The sequence below is a fragment of the Anaerococcus nagyae genome, assembly GCF_017874535.1.
Classification (GTDB): Bacteria; Bacillota; Clostridia; order Tissierellales; family Peptoniphilaceae; genus Anaerococcus; species Anaerococcus nagyae.
This window is the reverse complement of sequence record NZ_JAGGLS010000001.1, coordinates 145,185-162,455: the sequence shown is the minus strand read 5'-3', so window position 1 is coordinate 162,455 and position 17,271 is coordinate 145,185. Positions and strand designations below refer to the sequence as shown.

Annotated in this window: 18 protein-coding genes; all 18 read left to right on the top strand. The window is 32.1% G+C overall.

Annotated features, from left to right (window positions below; genetic code table 11):
- The first annotated feature begins 89 nt into the window (after positions 1-89).
- A complete protein-coding gene (locus J2Z39_RS00790) occupies positions 90-1,232 on the top strand; it encodes an LCP family protein (RefSeq protein ID WP_117520084.1) in 1,143 nt (380 codons plus the stop codon).
- 2 nt (positions 1,233-1,234) lie between these two features.
- Positions 1,235-2,254, top strand: a complete 1,020-nt coding sequence (gene fni, locus J2Z39_RS00785; RefSeq protein ID WP_209813281.1) for a type 2 isopentenyl-diphosphate Delta-isomerase — start codon at positions 1,235-1,237, stop codon at positions 2,252-2,254.
- 95 nt (positions 2,255-2,349) lie between these two features.
- The gene (locus tag J2Z39_RS00780) at positions 2,350-2,976 is read left to right on the top strand and encodes an NfeD family protein (RefSeq protein WP_117520080.1); all 627 of its coding nucleotides are present in this window, start codon (positions 2,350-2,352) and stop codon (positions 2,974-2,976) included.
- Complete coding sequence (gene floA / locus J2Z39_RS00775) at positions 2,973-3,920, top strand: flotillin-like protein FloA (RefSeq protein ID WP_117520078.1); 948 nt, start codon at positions 2,973-2,975, stop codon at positions 3,918-3,920. The genes J2Z39_RS00780 and floA overlap by 4 nt, the downstream gene beginning before the upstream one ends.
- Positions 3,913-4,428 (top strand): hypothetical protein, encoded by a 516-nt coding sequence (locus tag J2Z39_RS00770; protein WP_117520076.1) that lies wholly within the window; start codon positions 3,913-3,915, stop codon positions 4,426-4,428. The genes floA and J2Z39_RS00770 overlap by 8 nt, the downstream gene beginning before the upstream one ends.
- An 82-nt stretch (positions 4,429-4,510) precedes the next feature.
- Positions 4,511-5,452 (top strand): PhoH family protein, encoded by a 942-nt coding sequence (locus tag J2Z39_RS00765; protein ID WP_117520074.1) that lies wholly within the window; start codon positions 4,511-4,513, stop codon positions 5,450-5,452.
- Between the two features lie 81 nt (positions 5,453-5,533).
- Complete coding sequence (gene ybeY / locus J2Z39_RS00760; protein ID WP_209813280.1) at positions 5,534-5,983, top strand: rRNA maturation RNase YbeY; 450 nt, start codon at positions 5,534-5,536, stop codon at positions 5,981-5,983.
- The gene (locus J2Z39_RS00755) at positions 5,976-6,821 is read left to right on the top strand and encodes a diacylglycerol kinase (protein WP_209813279.1); all 846 of its coding nucleotides are present in this window, start codon (positions 5,976-5,978) and stop codon (positions 6,819-6,821) included. The genes ybeY and J2Z39_RS00755 overlap by 8 nt, the downstream gene beginning before the upstream one ends.
- Positions 6,818-7,219: a cytidine deaminase gene (gene cdd, locus J2Z39_RS00750; protein ID WP_117520068.1), complete on the top strand. Its 402-nt coding sequence runs from the start codon at positions 6,818-6,820 to the stop codon at positions 7,217-7,219. The genes J2Z39_RS00755 and cdd overlap by 4 nt, the downstream gene beginning before the upstream one ends.
- Positions 7,216-8,097: a GTPase Era gene (gene era, locus J2Z39_RS00745; protein ID WP_117520066.1), complete on the top strand. Its 882-nt coding sequence runs from the start codon at positions 7,216-7,218 to the stop codon at positions 8,095-8,097. Before cdd ends, era begins: the two co-directional genes overlap by 4 nt.
- The gene (gene recO, locus J2Z39_RS00740) at positions 8,084-8,851 is read left to right on the top strand and encodes a DNA repair protein RecO (RefSeq protein ID WP_209813277.1); all 768 of its coding nucleotides are present in this window, start codon (positions 8,084-8,086) and stop codon (positions 8,849-8,851) included. The genes era and recO overlap by 14 nt, the downstream gene beginning before the upstream one ends.
- A gap of 4 nt (positions 8,852-8,855) precedes the next feature.
- Positions 8,856-9,737, top strand: coding sequence for a glycine--tRNA ligase subunit alpha (gene glyQ / locus J2Z39_RS00735; RefSeq protein WP_117520598.1), 882 nt, complete (start codon positions 8,856-8,858; stop codon positions 9,735-9,737).
- On the top strand, positions 9,727-11,796 hold the full coding sequence (gene glyS / locus J2Z39_RS00730; RefSeq protein WP_316122416.1) for a glycine--tRNA ligase subunit beta: 2,070 nt from the start codon (positions 9,727-9,729) through the stop codon (positions 11,794-11,796). The genes glyQ and glyS overlap by 11 nt, the downstream gene beginning before the upstream one ends.
- Before the next feature lie 17 nt (positions 11,797-11,813).
- A complete protein-coding gene (locus tag J2Z39_RS00725; RefSeq protein WP_316115883.1) occupies positions 11,814-12,629 on the top strand; it encodes a pyruvate, water dikinase regulatory protein in 816 nt (271 codons plus the stop codon).
- Between the two features lie 15 nt (positions 12,630-12,644).
- A complete protein-coding gene (gene guaA, locus J2Z39_RS00720) occupies positions 12,645-14,177 on the top strand; it encodes a glutamine-hydrolyzing GMP synthase (RefSeq protein ID WP_209813276.1) in 1,533 nt (510 codons plus the stop codon).
- 302 nt (positions 14,178-14,479) lie between these two features.
- Positions 14,480-15,061 carry a hypothetical protein gene (locus J2Z39_RS00715; protein WP_115595586.1) on the top strand — a complete coding sequence of 194 codons (582 nt, stop codon included), beginning with the start codon at positions 14,480-14,482 and terminating at the stop codon, positions 15,059-15,061.
- A gap of 80 nt (positions 15,062-15,141) precedes the next feature.
- Positions 15,142-15,942, top strand: coding sequence for a class I SAM-dependent methyltransferase (locus J2Z39_RS00710; protein WP_209813274.1), 801 nt, complete (start codon positions 15,142-15,144; stop codon positions 15,940-15,942).
- 41 nt (positions 15,943-15,983) lie between these two features.
- The gene (locus J2Z39_RS00705; protein WP_209813272.1) at positions 15,984-16,445 is read left to right on the top strand and encodes a hypothetical protein; all 462 of its coding nucleotides are present in this window, start codon (positions 15,984-15,986) and stop codon (positions 16,443-16,445) included.
- The last annotated feature ends 826 nt before the right edge of the window (positions 16,446-17,271 follow it).

Sequence of the window (17,271 nt, the reverse complement as noted above, 5' to 3'; positions counted from 1 at the left end):
TATTATTTTGTGGCGGCTTTATTTTTTTACTATAAAAGTTCAAATCTATTTACATATGGTATAATGAACTAATAAAGGAAGATTAAAATATGAAAGCAAAACGATTTTTTATTGCCTTACTTGTAGTCCTAGCCTCATTTTTTGGAACAAAATTAGTTCTTGATAAATTTGAAGCTAATGAAAAAGACTATGCTTATAAGGACATACCAAATTATGATGATGATGCAGTTAAAACAGCTGATGGAGAATATCTAATTCTATTAGTTGGTGTAGACAAGAATGGAGATGATGATAACAATACAGACTTTACTCGTACTGATACTATCATGCTTTTAAAGGCAAATACTAAAACAGGCAAGATGGATCTTATGAGTATACCTAGAGATAGTCGTATCAAGATTCGCGATAAGTTTGATAAGGCTAATCACGCCCATGCCTTTGGAGGTATAGAGCTAACAATGCAATCTTTAAGAAGCTTTTTAGGACTTGATATAGATTATTATGTCCAAATAAACTATCAAGCTCTTATAAATATTATTGATGCTCTAGGTGGAGTAGATTATGACGTACCAGAAGGCATAAGTATTGATAAGGGTAAGGTTCAAATCAAACCTGGAGAGAATCACCTTGATGGTAACGAAGTTATGTGGTATCTAAGAACTAGAAATATATATAATAATGGTGATATAGGTAGAGTAAATACTCAACAAGGCTTTGTAAAAGCTATGGTAGATGAATTGGTCAAAAAAAGTAAAAATATGAATCTGATGACCTTCATATCAAACTACCTTAAATACGTCAAAACTAATTTGCCTATGAGTGTAATAATGGATCTAGCAGGTAATGTTAATAATTTTTCATCAGATAAGATGGACACTCACATAGTTCCAGGTATGGAACAAACTATAAATGGGGTCAGCTATTATATCCCTGATTATGAAAAAACTTGGCAAATAGTAGATGAAGTCTATCCAAACTTTAAGCTTAAAAATTGGAAGAAAGAGGATTCTGGTTACCATGAGTACGATAGCTATGGAGATATCATAGATGAATCCAAAAGAAAAGGAATACCAGAAGTAGAAAAACCAGAGCAAGAACCTAAAAAAGATATTAAGTTGCCTGAAACCAAGACTGTAGAAGAGACTAGATCAGAAAAAAATAACCTTGCTAAACCAGATGAACCTAGAGATATGCTTGATGAATCATTAAGTGATGATAAGGAGAATTACTAAGTATGAATAGTCAAAGAAGAGAGAGAAAAGACCAACATATAGAAAATTACTTAAGAACTAGGTCAGGTGAAAATACCCTTCTTGAAGATGTGTATATAGAGCATTACGCTATATCAGATATTTCTTTGGATGAGATTGATACTTCTATAGAATTTATGGACAAGACTATAGCTATGCCACTTATGATAGATGCCATGACTGGAGGGGGCTCTTCTTCTGAGTCTATTAATGAAGACTTATCATCGATATGTGAGTCTTTAAATATTCCCATGGCTGTAGGAAGTGAATCTATAGCTATTTCCGATACAGATTCTAGGGAATCATTTGAATTAGTAAAGGCAAAAGAAGACTTACTAAGAATAGGTAATCTTGGATTTGAGAGAGACTTTGATGACTTTGTATTTGCTAGAGATTTGATAGATGCTCATGCTATGCAAGTTCATTTGAATCTTGCTCAAGAGTTAGTAATGAAAGAAGGGGATAACTCTTATCATTCATCCATAGGGCTTATTAAAGATTTGGTTGAAAACTTTAATTATCCAATTATTGTAAAGGAAACGGGTTCAGGAATCTCTAAAGCAGTAGCTGAAAAGTTAGTTGATGTAGGAGTAAGATATATTGATGTTGCTGGTAAAGGCGGCACCAATTTTATAGAGATTGAGGACTTAAGAGATTTTGAAATTGATTATTCAGATCTATATAATTGGGGGATTCCAACAGCGAAATCTATAATAGATGTAAGAAGTATATCAGATGAAACATTTATTATAGCTTCAGGTGGTATAAGAACTGCTATGGACGTTGTGAAATCCATTATAATAGGAGCAGATATGGCAGCTATGACAGGAGAAGTTCTAAACTACCTTCTACACGGTGGCTATGAAGCTTGTGAAGACTTTCTAAAAGAAATACAACACAAAATAAAAATAATAATGGCTCTACTAGGTGTGAAAAATATCAAAGAATTAAAGGAAGTTGATTACAAACTAGTGGGAGAGCTAAAGGAATTGATCGAAGGCTAGCATTTGCTAGCTTTTTTCGTTAATGTAAATATCTTGCAATTTTATAAACTTTATAAGATAATTGATGTAAGAAAAATAAGAGGGGGGTGTAGCAGATGCTTATAAACGATATTGTGATTGCTCTAAGCTTTGTTTTGGCAGTGATTTCTTTGATATCGGTTCTTTTTACTAACAAAAAATTACTTTTTGGCATAATAACTCTAATATTATTTGGATATTTTTACTATCAAAATAGTAAATATAATGTGGCAGATAATGTAACAATATTAACCTTTATAATGGGTATAACTCTCTTGGCTTTGGAAATATTTATACCAAGCTTTGGGGTTATAGGGATCATTGGTCTGATTTTAACAGGATATTCAGTAATGGATAGTTTTTCTGATAGCATGATGGGGATTTTGGTATTAGTAGTAACAGCGCTTGCTATAATCCTCACAGTTACTATTTATGTAAAACTAGGTTTTGATAGGTCTTTATTTGATAGGATGATCTTGTCAAATACGAATTCATCAACTAGAGGATATAATAGTAAAACTAATCATAATAATTTAGTAGGTAAGACTGGCCTTAGTAAGAGTATTTTAAGACCAACTGGTAGAATTGAAATTGATGGAAACACATATGATGCAAAATCTGAGAGTGATTTTATATCAAAGGATAGAAATGTTTTAGTAACTAGCATAAAAAATGGACATATAATCGTAAAGGAGATAGCATGAGTAATTTTATAGTACCAGCAATAGTAATTATAGTTTTGATAGTATTTTTCACCATGGTGCCAGTAGGTCTTTGGATAACAGCAAGATTTTCTGGAGTTAATATTTCTATGGGTTCCCTTGTAGCTATGAGATTTAGAAGATTAAATCCAAGTCTTATAGTAAATGCACTTATAAAATCTCACCAAGCAGGGCTTGAAATCAGAACAGAAGATTTAGAAAGTCACTATCTAGCAGGCGGTAATATCAATCAAGTTGTAGATGCCTTAATAGCAGCAGAAAGAGCGAATATTGATTTGACATTTGAACAAGCAGCGGCAATAGATCTTGCTGGACGTAATGTATTTGAAGCAGTACAAGTTTCTGTAACACCAAAGGTAATCAATACACCAGTTATAGCAGCAGTTGCTAAAAATGGTATAGAAGTAAAGGTTATTGCCAAAGTAACAGTAAGAGCAAACATAGAAAGGTTAGTAGGTGGTGCAGGAGAAGAAACAATTATCGCTCGTGTCGGTGAAGGAATTGTAACAACTGTAGGCTCTGCTAAATCTCATGCAGAGGTTTTAGAAAATCCAGATAATATCTCCCAAACAGTACTATTAAAGGGATTAGACTCTGGTACTGCTTATGAGATTTTATCTATAGATATAGCAGATGTCGATGTAGGACGTAATGTTGGTGCTGAGTTACAAAGAGATCAGGCAGAAGCTGATAAGAATATTGCCCAAGCTAAGGCTGAGGAACGTCGTGCCCAAGCTATAGCTCTAGAGCAAGAAAATAGAGCTAAGGTAGTAGCTGCAGAAGCTAAAATTCCAGAAGCTATATCAAAAGCTTTTGAAGATGGTAACCTAGGTATTATGGATTATTACAATATGAAAAATATCAATGCAGATACTAAAATGCGAGAATCATTATCAGATGTAGATAGTGGTGATATGGATGTTTAAGAAAAAGAAAAAAAGTGATAAAACAATAAAGTCATTTGATGACTGGGCAAAGCAAGCCAAACAATATCTAGATGATCTTGAAGCTGAGGCTAATGAACAGTCAAAAGATAAAAAAGTATATAGGAAATTTTCTAATAATAAAGAAGTGAGCGAACTCTTTCCTAGAGAGTCTAAAAATAAAAGCAAAAAAAATAAGAAAAGCTCAAATAATATAGACAAGAAAACTCATGAAGGCAATGAGAGCATAAGAGGCAGCATAAGAGGATCTACCATGATGGGAGCGCAAGGAGATCCAGTAAACCCTGACCTTAGAAGAAGACTTGCTGAAAAAAAGGCAAAGGATAGGCAAAAGGAAAGAGAAGAAGCCTATACTAGAAAAAAAGAAGCTTATGCATTAAAAAAGTCTAAGGCAAATCATAATGCTCTAAAAAAGAAAAAGGAGCTTAAAAAAGCCATCCTGTATGCAGAAATCCTATCTCCACCTCTTTCTAAGAGAAAAAATCGCTAAAAAAGGTATAGTATATACACAAATTTAATGCGGAGGGATAGACATTAATACAAGTATACAAATAGATAATCCAAACAATGTCGTGACCTTGTTTGGCAATTTTGATAAAAATAGAAAATATATAGAAGAACGCTTTAACACAAAAATAAAATTAAAAGAAGATGCTATAGATGTTACTGGTGAAGGTATCAATGTCGAGTTTACCAAGGAACTTATCATAGAGCTTCTCAATGAGATAAATAAAAATGGCAATCTTGAGTTTCAAAAGATTAAATACCATGCTGATATGTTGGAGCGAGAAAACAAGGATGTCATCAAGCAAGCCCTTGATGACTCAATAATAATAACTGCGACGGGCAAACCTATAAAACCAAAGACATTAGGACAACAGTCCTATATAGATAAAATTAAAAATAACGATGTAGTATTTGGTATAGGCCCTGCAGGTACTGGTAAGACTTACCTTGCTGTAGCTATGGCTGTCAGAAGTTTTAAGCAAGGTGAAGTAAATAGGATCATCCTAACCCGACCGGCAGTGGAAGCTGGAGAAAGCCTAGGATTCTTGCCAGGGGATTTGCAAGATAAAGTAGACCCATATTTACGTCCACTTTATGACGGACTTTTTGAAATATTAGGATTTGAAACTTATCAAGGTCTTGTAGAAAAAGGCATGATAGAAGTTGCTCCCCTTGCATATATGAGAGGTAGAACACTTGATAATGCTTTTGTTATCCTAGATGAAGCTCAAAATACTACAAGTGAACAAATGAAGATGTTTTTGACCCGTCTAGGCTATGGATCAAAAGCTATTATAACAGGAGATAAAACTCAGGTAGACCTTCCTCGTGGCAAAAATAGTGGGTTAAAGACAGCAGAACGCATACTAAAGAGTGTAAAAGGAATAGGGTTTCAAAACTTCACATCAATAGATGTAGTAAGACACCCACTAGTGCAAAGAATCATAGATGCCTACGATAAAGAGGATGCTAAAATGGAGCTAAAAATAAAAGAAGAACAAAAGTAGGGCGTAGGGCGGTGTAGTTTAGCTGACTTTATGTTGATTTCTAATAGTTTCATAGCATAGAAAAAAGAACAGGAAAAAATTATGAATCTCATTATAACAAATCAAACAGACCAAGATATAAATATGGATGATAAGTTAGAAGACGTTATTACTACAGTTCTTGAAACAGAAGGACTTTCTTTGAATTATGAAGTTTCTATTAGCTTTGTAGATAAGGATGAGATTCACAGATTAAATAAATATTACAGGAAAGTAGATAGGCCAACAGATGTCCTATCTTTTCCTATGGATGAGGACTTTTTTATAGAGGGTGTAGACACAATGCTAGGTGATATAGTGATTTGCATGGATGTAGCGAAAGATCAAGCAAAAGATTTTGGTCACAGTCTAGACCGTGAAATAATGTATCTTACAGCTCATTCTTGCTTGCATCTTTTAGGGTATGATCACATGGAAGATGATGAAAAAGTAAAAATGCGCGCCCGAGAAAAAGAAGTTATGAAAAGCTTGGGAGTCTTTAAAAATGAGTGAGAAAGACCAGAGAGAAATTCTTAAAGAAGAAATCAAAGTAGAAGTCCTTGAAGAGCTGAAAAGAGAACAAGCAAAAAAGGAAGAGGCAGAGCAAAAGCTCCATGACCGAAACTTTGAAAAAGAAGAGCTTAGTCATGGACAAAAGTTCCTAAAAGGTTTTGATTATGCCTATGAAGGGCTGGTATGGGCTATTAATCATGAAAAAAATATGAAATTTCATATGTTTGCCCTAGCTATACTCCTAGTTGCTTCTTTATTTTTTAACCTATCTAGGGTAGAGATGATTACCCTAGTTTTTGCTGTTTGCTTTGTCCTGGCTTTTGAGCTTATTAATACATCGGTGGAGCAAGCAGTAAACTTAGCAAGCAAGGGTAAGTACTCATCATTTGCCAAGGCAAGTAAGGATCTTGCGGCAGCAGCTACTTTTATAGCAGCTCTCAATGCACTTTTTGTAGCATACCTAATATTTTTTGATAAATTTATAGATTTTTACAATTCAGTTATCGTAAGGATAGTTCGAAGGCCAAGCCATCTTGCCATTATAACACTATCTCTAGTAATAGTAGTAACTATATTTTTAAAGGGTGTCTTTTATGAAGGACATGGAACTGCCTTTAAGGGTGGCTTTGTAAGTGGTCATACATCTATAGCCTTTGGCATAGCTACAATTGGTATGTTTTTGACTACTGATCCATTAATTAGACTTATGCTAATAGGACTAGCACTAATAGTTGCAGAAAGCAGATATGAAGCAAATATTCACTCAATGGCAGAAATAATTAGAGGAGCCATCCTTGGTACATCCATGGCAATGGCAATATTTGGTATATTTTCATGAATGAAATCGAACAATTAATTAATATAGCTTTAGAAAATAAGAAAAATTCATACTCGCCTTATTCTCATTTTAGAGTATCCTGTGCTGTAAAGACTGGAACAGGTTCTATTTATAAGGGAGTAAACATAGAAAACGCCGCTTATTCTCCATGTATATGTGCAGAAAGATCTGCCATGAGCGCAGCGATAAGTGCAGGAGAAATAGAATTTACCCACATAGTTATAAATGGAGATAGTCATGATACTTTTCCATGTGGGGTTTGTAGGCAATTTATAAGAGAATTTGCCGATAAGAATACACAGATTGTAATAGCAAATGCAGTTGATGACTATAGAATATTCACCATCGATGAGCTTTTGCCACATAGTTTTAGTAACGAGGATTTAAAAGAGATATGAAATCAGGATTTATATCAGTAGTAGGGAGAGCTAACGTTGGTAAATCAACTCTTATGGAGAAAATTCTTAGAGAAAAGATTTCCATAATTTCAAACAAGCCACAGACTACTAGAGATAAGATACAGATAATTTATAATGACGAAGATAGTCAGATTATTTTTATAGATACGCCAGGTATTCAAACTCCTAAAAATAAACTACAAGAAAAATTATTTGAGTTTAGTGAGGATAGTCTTAAGGAATCTGACATAGTAACATTTGTTATAGACAATTCGCTAGAAATAGGTAGACTCGATAATGAAATTATAGAAATGTTAAAGGGCATTCATGTTCCAAAAATATTGCTTATAAATAAAACTGACCTTTTAAGTGAAGAAGAATTTGAAACTATAAAAGAAAAGTTTGAAGCAATGAATATGTTTGAAGCTATAATTGGTATATCTGCTCTAGAAGAAACTAATATTGATAATTATATTGAGCAGATAAAATCAATGCTTGATGTGGGTCCAGCTTACTATGATAGGGATATGATAACTGATAAGAGCGAACGCTTTATAGTGTCAGAGATTATAAGAGAAAAAGCTCTTAACAATCTTTCTTATGAAGTTCCTCATGGTATAGCAGTTAGAATAGATAATTTTAAGGAACGTGATAATAAAAAATTAATAGACATAGATGCCACAATTATAGTCGAGAAAAATTCACATAAAGAAATTGTAATTGGCAAGGGTGGATCTATGGTAAAGAAAATAGGTATAGAAGCTCGCAAAGAAATTGAAAAATTCCTAGATAGCAAGGTCAATCTCAAGCTTTGGGTAAAAGTTGAAAAGGACTGGCGCAAAAAAGAAAAACTGGTGGATAGGTTTGGCTACAAATGATCTCTCAGATGTATGTGGCTTTGTTTTAAGAGAATTTCCTTATAAAGAAACAAGCAAGATTATAGAGATATTTACAGCTGACTTTGGAAGGATATCAATCCTTGCCAAAGGAGCTCTTAGTAAAAAAAGCAAAACTCTTGGGGTTACCCAAAGATTTGTGAAAGCTTCCTATAATTTATATAAATCTGGAAATGATTTTTATGGAATTAAGGAAGCGATCCTTATAAAATCTTACGGCAAATCAAACAAAAATTTTGATGTTATCCTCTATAAATCAGCCATTGCAGATTTACTTTTAAGAACAATTGATCAGATCCAATCTGAGACGATTTTTAAGCTGCTTGACAATACATTTGAAGCCTTTGAAAATGCAGATTGCAATCAAATTAATATATTTTTGGCATTTTTATTAAAATATATCTCATTTTCAGGTTTTAAACCAAACTTAAATTCTTGCAGTATATGTGGAAAAAGGCTAAGTTATAAAGAGGTGTTTTTCTCACCTTATGAGTCATCAATAATTTGTGATGATGACAAAAATTTGATACGTGATAAAATTTTCCTAAATAAGGAAGAATTTACCTACCTAAAAAAACTCCTCTATACAAAATCAGAGGACTTGGCTGGTATAGAAAAGCCAGCAGGCTATAAAAAGATAGCAATTTTAATAATTGATTACACCCTAAAAAACATTGAAATAACTAGGTTTTCATCTATTGATTGGGTGTATAGAAATGTTAGTGAAAGGAATTAACATGTTGTATTTTGAAGATTTAATACTAAAATTAGAAGAGTATTGGAAAGAACAAGGTTGCTCAGTCATGTTCCCTTATGATATAGAAAAGGGAGCAGGAACTATGAACCCAAATACTTTCCTAAGAGCACTAGGACCAGAACCTTGGTCAGTAGTATATGTAGAACCATCTCGTAGACCTGCAGATGGTCGTTACGGTGAAAATCCAAATAGACTCTACCAACACCATCAATTACAAGTTTTACTTAAACCAAGCCCAGATAATATCCAAGATTTATATCTACATTGTTTAGAAACAATTGGTATTGATCCAAAAGAACACGATATAAGATTTGTAGAAGATAATTGGGAATCACCAACACTAGGTGCTTGGGGACTTGGTTGGGAAGTATGGTTAGACGGTATGGAAATTACTCAATTCACTTATTTCCAACAAGTAGGAGGTATCAACTGCGAGATTGAAAGTGGAGAGATCACTATAGGTCTTGAAAGAATTTGTATGTACCTTCAAAATGTTGATAATGTTTACGATATAAAATGGTCAGAGAATCTCACATATGGAGATGTATTTAAGATTCCAGAATACGAAAACTCAAAGTATTCATTCGAAGATGCAGACAATGATACACTCATGCACTTGTTTGATCTATACGAAAAAGAAGCAAATAGACTCATAGACTTAGACTTAGTTTATCCAGCCTATGATAATGTACTCAAAACCAGCCATGCTTTTAATACACTTGATGCCAAAGGGGCTATTTCAGTTTCTGAGAGAAGCCACTATATAAAAAGAGTGCGTGATGTAAGTAGCAAGGTTGCGAAAAATTATTTAGCAAAAAGAGAAGAGCTAGGATACCCTCTTCTAAGAAAGGATAATGATGAGTAGATACTTATTAGAAATCGGAGTAGAAGAGATACCTTCAGATTATATTGAGGCTACTAAAACCCAATTAAAAGATAAATTTAAAAAATTAATAGATGATAATAAACTTACTGTAGATGAGATTAGAGTAGAATCAACTCCTCGTAGATTTGCAATATTTTTAGAGAATATCAATGCAGGTGAGTCTGATGAGCTAATCTCTATAAAAGGACCTAGTGCAGCTATAGCTTATGATGAAAATGGAAATCCTAATAAACCACTTTTAGGATTTTTAAGAGGTCAAGGAGCAGAGTTATCAGATGTAGTAGTAAAGGACTTTAATGGGTCTGATTATATATTTATAGAAAAAAAAGAAGAGAGCAAATCCGTAGAAGAAGTTCTAAGAGAAAATGTATATGATCTAGTAAAATCAATATCATTTAATAGGTCTATGCGCTGGGGAGCCAAATCCATCCGTTGGGCAAGACCTATCAGATATTTTGTATCAATTCTAGATGATAAAGTCTTAGATTTTGATGCAGAAGGTATCAGCGTAGGCAATATTACAAAAGGACATAGAAGTCTTGGTAGTGATCATATAGAAATATCAACTATAGATGAATATGAAGATAAACTTCGTGAAAATTATGTAATACTATCTAGTAAAGAACGACGTGATTTAATTATACGTGGTCTTAATAAGATAAATATGGAAAAGGGTGGAGAGTTCATGAAAGATGAAGACCTCCTTCATGAAGTAGTAAATATAGTAGAATACCCTACAGTGCTTGCTGGAAATATCGACGAGAAGTATTTGGAACTTCCAAAAGAAGTAATCATTACACCTATGAAAGACCACCAAAGGTATTTTCCAGTCCTAGATGAGAAGACAGGTCATTTGTTACCATACTTCTTACTGGTACGTAATGGCGATGATAACCATAGCGAAAATGTAGTTTCAGGTAATAAAAAAGTACTAGTAGCAAGACTCGAAGACGCTAAGTTCTTCTATGATATTGATACAGCAAGACCACTCGAATCATATGTAGAAGAGCTTAAGAATTTAACATTCTTTGAAGGTCTTGGCGATATGTACCAAAAAACTCAAAGACTTATGGATCTTACAGCTAAGTACCAACAACAACTTAACTTAGGTGAGGATATCAAAGAAGATTTAAAAAGAGCAGCTTACCTTTCTAAGGCAGATCTTGTAACAAAGATGGTAATAGAATTTACAGAGCTTGAAGGAACTATGGGTAGGATATATGCCAAAGAATCTGGCGAATCAGATAGAGTTGCAACAGCTATAGAAGAACAATATTTTCCAAACTCAGCAGGTGGAGCTCTACCAAAATCTATTACGGGTATAGTTTTATCCATAGCAGATAAGATAGATTCTATAGTAGGACTTTATGCTATAGAAAGGTATGTAACCGGTAGCCAAGATCCATTTGGTTTACGTCGTAGAGCATTAGGTCTTATTAATATTATCCTTAAAAACAATATTGACGTAGACCTTAAAAAGCTAATTAACGACTCACTTATAGTCTATACAGAAAAAAATGGCTTGCCATTTGACTATGATACAACTATGGAAAAATCAATAGAATTCATTAAAGATAGACTTAGAAACTTACTTATAGATGATGGCTATAGATATGATGTAGTTAATTCTGTAATTAATTCAGATGATACAAATATATTAAGGATAGCACAAAGAGTAGCAGCAGTAAGCGATTTTGTAGAAGATAATGATGACACATTAAGTTATTTTACAAGGATAAATAACCTAGCTAGGGATAGATCTCTTACAGAAATAAATCCAGATTTATTAGAAAATGATATAGAAAGAAGCTTCTATGAGACTATTAAGAGTCTAGAAGAGAAGCCTTTCCAAAATAGCGAAGATTACAGAAATGAGCTAAAACTGATAGCACAAACCCAAAATGTGGGTAATGATTATTTAGATAATACAATGATAAATGTAGAAGATGAGGCTGTCAAAAACAATAGACTTGCTATGTTAAATACTATTTCAAATAGAATAAGTAGAGTATTTGATATTAGCCAAATAGTCAGATAAGCTAGAAAGGAATTATGATGGGAGAAACATTAACAATTGTAATTATAAGTGATTCGACAGGTGAAACTGCTGATGCCTATCTAAAATCAGTTACAACCCAATTTCCAGATTTGCCAATTAGGGTAGTAAGACATCCAGAAGTGCGAAATATGGAACAAGTAGATGAGATATTTTTAACTATACCTAGCTACTCTATCATAGTTCCAACAATGGCTGATAAAGAAATATCTGATTACATTTGTAAGCTTGCAGATGAAAATCATATAGAGGTTCTATCAATCCTTGAGTATGGACTTGATGTATTTGAAAAAGTAACAGACAAAAAAGCTGTTAGAAAGCCAGGGTTAATCCGTACTCTTTCCCAAGAATATTTCAGTATGATTGAGGCGATAGAATTTGCTATTCAATACGATGATGGCAAAGATCCTAGAGGATTTTTAAAATCAGATATAGTACTTTTGGGAGTTAGTAGAACTAGCAAAACGCCTACAACTATGATACTTGCAACTAAGAACTATAAAGTAAGTAATCTACCGCTTGTACCAGAATCTAGAATGCCACGAGAGATTTTTGAGGTAGATCCAGATAGAATAATAGGTCTTATCATAGATCCAGAAAAACTTGTAGATATAAGAGCGGATAGGAGCAAGGAATTAGGCTTAATTGGAGATTCTATTTACTATAATGATGCAAGAATCAATAGAGAGTTAGAATATGCTAAAGAAGTCTATAAAGATCTAGATTGCAAGGTTATAGATGTAACCAACAACACTATTGAACAAACGGCCACAGATATCATCGAATATTATAAAGCAAAATTCGGCGATGAATAAGAAACAGGAGAAAAGATGAGTTTAAACAAAATTATTGTACTAAATTTTGGTGGACAAACCGATCAACTTATCGTAAGACGTGTACGTGAACTAGGAGTTTATGCAGAACTTCACCCATGCGATGTTGATATCGATAGCTTAGATTTAGAAGGATTAGCTGGAATTATTCTAACAGGTGGGCCACAATCAGTAAACGACAAAGATTCTTTAAGAGCAGATAGCAAAATATTTGAACTAGGAGTACCAATATTAGGTATTTGTTATGGTTTGCAATATATCAATAACTACTATGGTGGACAAATCGAAACACCCAAAAATGGAGAATACGGCAAGACACCACTTTTAGTAGATAAAAATAGCGAGATATTTAAAGATGTCCCACAAGAATCAACAATTTGGATGAATCATAGAGATAGAGTAAGCAAGCTTGCTGATGGTTTTAAGAAAACAGCTTGGACACTTCACTGTCCAGTAGCAGGTATGGAAAACAAAGAGAAAAACATCTATGCAGTACAATTCCACCCAGAAGTTGTTCACTCAGAATACGGTAAAGAAATGATAGCAAGTTTTGTTCTTGGTATTTGTAAAGCAGAAAAAACATGGAAGATGGATGACTTTGCAGATAAAATTATAGCAGAAATCAAAGAAAAGTACGCTGGGGAAAAAATGATATGCGCCTTATCAGGCGGAGTAGATTCATCTGTAGCAGCAACTATAGTATCAAAAGCTATAGGAGATAATCTTCAATGTATTTTTGTAGATCATGGTTTACTACGTAAAAACGAAGCAGATGAAGTTATGGAAACTTATAAAAATTTAGGACTTAAAGTCAAAAAAGTAGACGCAAGTAAAGAATTTTTAGACTTACTCAAAGGAGTAGATGATCCAGAGACAAAAAGAAAGATCATTGGTAACCATTTTGTAGAAGTATTCGAAAGAGAAGCTAAAGAATTCGGTGAAGCAAAATATCTAGTCCAAGGAACAATCTACCCAGATGTTATAGAAAGTGGAAAAGACAAGGCAAGTGTCATTAAATCTCACCATAACGTAGGAGGACTTCCAGAAGATATGCTCTTCGAAGGCTTAGTAGAGCCATTAAGAGATCTCTTCAAAGACGAAGTAAGAGCTCTAGGTGAATCCATAGGAGTACCACACGATATGGTATGGCGTCAACCATTCCCAGGGCCAGGTCTTGCCATAAGAGTCATGGGAGATATTACAGAAGAAAAACTAGAGATAGTGCGAGAAACAGACGCAATACTTAGAGAAGAAATCAAAAACCATGGTCTAAACGAAGACATATGGCAATATTTTACAGTATGGACACCAATTAAAACAGTAGGAGTAAAAGGCGATGCTAGAGTCTATGACAATGTAATAGCAATACGCGCAGTAGAAACAACAGATGCAATGAGCGTAGAGGCAGCAGAGCTACCATTCAATCTGCTACAAACCCTATCAAGTAGAATGATAAACGAAGTCGCTGGAGTTGGTAGAGTAGTGTATGATATAACCTCAAAACCACCTGGAACTATTGAATGGGAATAGATCAAAAAATTTCAGATTTAAGAATATATAAAAATATAAATTTAATTTTATTAAGTTATAATGGTCAATGATTGTCATTGACCATTTTAGTATAAATAATTAATACTTATAGTTAAATATATTTATAGTATCATACTTGAAATAAAAGAGACTGTATTATTTATAAATTCTATTATCTAATTTTAAAATTATAGTTTGTATTATAGAAGAACAAGAGACAATAGCCTTATTAATTGAGGTTTATATTATAAGCAATAATTAAAATCTTTAATTAGATTTTAATAAAAATTTTGGAGAATAATTTGGAAAATAAAACTTATAAAAATGTTTTGAATACTTTATTTGGATTATTAATTATAGGTATAGGTATTTATTTCTTAGTTAAGTTAATTATAAAATTTTTTTATTGGATTAGGAGCTTTGCCTCTAACACTGAAGCAGTTATAGTAGTTGCTTTAATTACAGGAACTTTATCGCTTTTAGGTATTGTAATATCAAATATTATTGAGTATAAACAGAATACTAAAAGATATTTATATGAGAAAAAAGAAGAAGCTTATTCGGAATTTATAGAAATGGTATATAAATTACAACAGATACAGAAAGATGGAAAGATATCTGAGAAAGAGATAACAAAGGATTTAATAAGTTTTTCTCAAAAATTAACTTTATGGGGTTCGGATGAAGTGGTTAGAAAATGGATTGAAATTCGAACATCAAGCTTAAATTCTGATAGCAATTCTATAAATAATCTTTTTGTTTTAGAAGATATAATTTTTTTAATTAGAAAAGATTTAGGTCAGAAGAATAAGGGGCTTAAAAGAGGTGATATTTTAAGTTTCTTTATAAATGATATAGATAATTACCTACCAAATAGCAATTAGATTTCATAAAAAAGATAGGTTTAGACTCTGAATATGGGGTTAAACAACTATCTATATACAATAAAAATTGGAGGTATAAAATGGATATTAAAGATGTTCTACAGATAAATGATGATTTAAAAAGAAATGAAGAATTATATAATATTTTCGATGAAGAAAAAAGACTACTAAGTAAAGCTGGTCAGGTTGAGAAGATTACTACCTTACGTGGGATCTCAAAATTAATAAATAATGATTCTAAAATTTTAGATATTGGTGCTGGAACTGGTGTTTACAGCGTGCCATTAGCAGAAGAAGTTTCTGAAGTGGTTGCTTTTGAGCCTGCAAGTAATAATTATAAACAAATAGTTGCAAAAGCTAAAGATAAGAATTTAAAAAATATTATTGTTGAGAATAAAAGCTCACTTGAGATGGATGATTTAGATGATAAATATTTTGATGTAGTATTACTTTTTGGACCTATGTATCATTTATCAAATGAAAAAGATAGGATAGAAACTTTAAGGCAAGCAAAGCGAGTGGTCAAAGATGATGGTTATATTTTAATTTCTTATATTAACCATGACATGGTCCCTATGACTGAAACTAAATTTGATAGCAACTTTTTTGAAAGCCCTCTTTATGTGAGTGATAAGCAAAGACTAATTGATAAACCGTTTATTTTCTTTACTTTAGATGAATGTATAAAAATGCTTGAAAAAGAAAATCTAAGTATTATTAGAAAGATAGGGACCAGTGGATTTTCTGAAATTTTAAGTGAAAGGATTGATGAAATGAGTGATGTATCTTATCAAAGATACCTCGATTGGCACCTAAACCATTGTGATAAGGAAGAATTAATAGGGGCTAGTAACCATTATTTATTTGTATGCAGGAAATAAATATCTAATAACTTAATTTATTGTAATAAGGAAGTACAAAATTGTTAAAAATAATTGTCTTACTAATATTTATAGTCCCAACAATCTATAACTTCATAATCCATAGAAATAATGTAATAAATGTAAAAAAGAAAGCGGTATTTGGATTTATACTAGCTATATTTTCTCTAATTGCTGGTGGTTTGTGCTATAGACTTGATAATACAATCTTAGGATATGCAATTGCTATCTCAGCAGTATTATTGGTCTGTACCGTAATGTTCTTTCCGGGTATTAGAAAAGATGGCTTCAATATTTTCTTAGGATCAAGTCCAATTTTAAAATTTGTAAGTTTTGATAAGGTAAAGAGTGTTGGTATTAAGTCAAGTAAAAATAATGATCTAGAATTGACAATAAAGGCGCATGGTGATACTTATAGTCAAACTTATGACTTAAAAGATAAAGACGTTATTATAAAAAATATTGAGAGTAAAACTAATATAAAACAAATATTTGAACAATAAAATAATACTAGTATATTATCATCAACAATCAAAACGGAGGTAAATGTACATTGATTTTATAAGTAATACAGAAATTTTGATACTATTTTTAGCTTATTTAGGTTGTTTTAGTATGCCATATTGTGAATAAGATCGGTGCGTTTACATAGTAATAGGTCTACTCACTTTTGTGAGTGGGCCTTTTTTATATTTTATTTTTGATATGATATGCTTCTTTAAGAAGGATTTATGCTTTCTATAAAAGATTTTATAATTGGACTACTAATGAACACATTTATGAGAAACTTGATCTAAGCTTAGGAGACTATAACAAATATGAATATATTAAATTATCAAAACTATTATTGAGTTTAAATTTTAAAAGATAAAAAATGTACAGAAATATTTCTAACTTATTAAGTGGGTAAAAAGTAAAATTTTTTTTACAAAAATGAATTTATATAAGGCATCTATATAATGATAGATGAACAAATTAAAAACTCATAAATATTTTTCAAACCACAAATAATATAAGATCTGAAAGAATATAAAGGCGTGATTATAGAAATTTCACGTGATAGAGCGATTAAAAAACCAAAAATTTGATAGTATATATTAATTGTATAATAATGGATTGAGAAAATATTTAAATGCAACTAGGAATTTCATTAAGTAATTAGTTTAATAAGTAAGATTCTTAGGTAGAATATGAGTCTTTTCAATAAAAAATACTCTTTAATAGTAAATATTAAATAACAATTATGCAAACATATTCCCGACAAAATGTTCACATATTTCCTACATTTTTATCTTATTATAATTGACAAAATCGATATGATAATATAAT